This window comes from Aeromonas sp. QDB68 (assembly GCF_027707405.1).
In the GTDB taxonomy this organism is placed as follows: domain Bacteria; phylum Pseudomonadota; class Gammaproteobacteria; order Enterobacterales; family Aeromonadaceae; genus Aeromonas; species Aeromonas caviae.
In genome coordinates, this window is sequence record NZ_JAPCIQ010000209.1 from 1 (window position 1) to 1,379 (window position 1,379).

General features: G+C 54.6%; 1 protein-coding gene. It reads right to left on the bottom strand.

Annotated features, from left to right (window positions below):
* Window positions 1-1,287: IS4 family transposase (locus tag PG892_RS22250; RefSeq protein WP_270825901.1), on the bottom strand; the 1,287-nt coding region annotated here is incomplete at its 3' end.
* Window positions 1,288-1,379 lie beyond the last annotated feature (92 nt).

Genomic DNA, 1,379 nt, shown 5'->3' on the forward strand with positions numbered 1-1,379 from the left:
TATCGCCATGTAAGCCCACTGCAAGCTACCTGCTTTCTCTTTGCGCTTGCGTTTTCCCTTGTCCAGATAGCCCAGTAACTGACATTCATCCGAGGTCAGCACCGTTTCTGCGGACTGGCTTTCTACGAACTCCGCTTCCTTTAGTAGCCCTTGCGCCCTGAGTGCTTGCGGCAGGGTGAAGCTTTCTCTGAGCTGTAACAGCCTGACGGCAACAAATGAGAGGATCGACACCATGCGCTCCAGATTATCCGGCTCTTCCATGCGTTGCCTTTCAGCTCCTGCTCCGGTTTTCCATGCCTTATGGAAATCCTCAATCCGCCAGCGATGGGTGTATATGTCGATGACGCGCAAGGCTTGGGCTAGCGACTCGACCGGTTCGCTGGTCAACAATAACCATTTCAACGGTGTCTCACCCTTGGGCGGGTTAATCTCCTCGGCCAGCACCGCGTTGAGCGTGATATTCCCCTGTTTTAGCGTGATGCGGCCACTGCGCAGGCTCAGGCTCGCCTTGCGGGCTGGCCGATTCTTGCGTTTGCCGCGTTTATCCACCACACCCTTTTGCGGAATACTGATCTGATAGCCCCCCAGCTCTGGTTGGTTTTTCAGATGGTCATACAGATACAGCCCAGACTCTACGTCCTTGCGTGGGTGCTTGGAGCGCACCACGAAGCGCTCGTTATGCGCCAGTTTGTCCTGCAGATAAGCATGAATATCGGCTTCGCGGTCACAGACCGCAATCACGTTGCTCATCATGCTGCCCATGCGTAACCGGCTGGTTGCTGCCGCTGCCAGCCATTTGCCACTCTCCTTTTCATCCGCATCGGCAGGGTCATCCGGACGCATCCACCACTCTTGATGCAGTAATCCTACGGTGCGGAATGTGGTGGCCTCGAGCAAGAGCACGGAGTGAACCCACCATCCACGGGATTTATCCTTTACCGTCCCCAGCTTGCCAAGCTCTTCGGCTACCTGGTGGCGATAACTCAAAGAGGTGGTGTCCTCAATGGCCAGCAGCTCGGGAAACTCCCGCGCCAACTTGACCGTTTGCATGGCGCCAGCCTTTCTGATCGCCTCGGCAGAGACGTTGGGATTACGGATAAATCGGTAAGCGCCTTCCTGCATGGCTTCACTACCCTCTGATGAGATGGTTATTGATTTACCAGAATATTTTGCCAATTGAGCGGCAACGTTAACCAAGCGGGCAGTACGGCGAGGATCACCGAGCGCCGCCGAAGAGAACACAGATTTAGCCCAGTCGGCCGCATGATGAAGAGCAGAAGTTAGCATGATCGTTACCATGTTGGGAGTCACATGGAAGATCAGATCCTGGAAAACGGGAAAAGTTCCGTTCAGACCGCTATTTGTGTATAAGAGTCAGG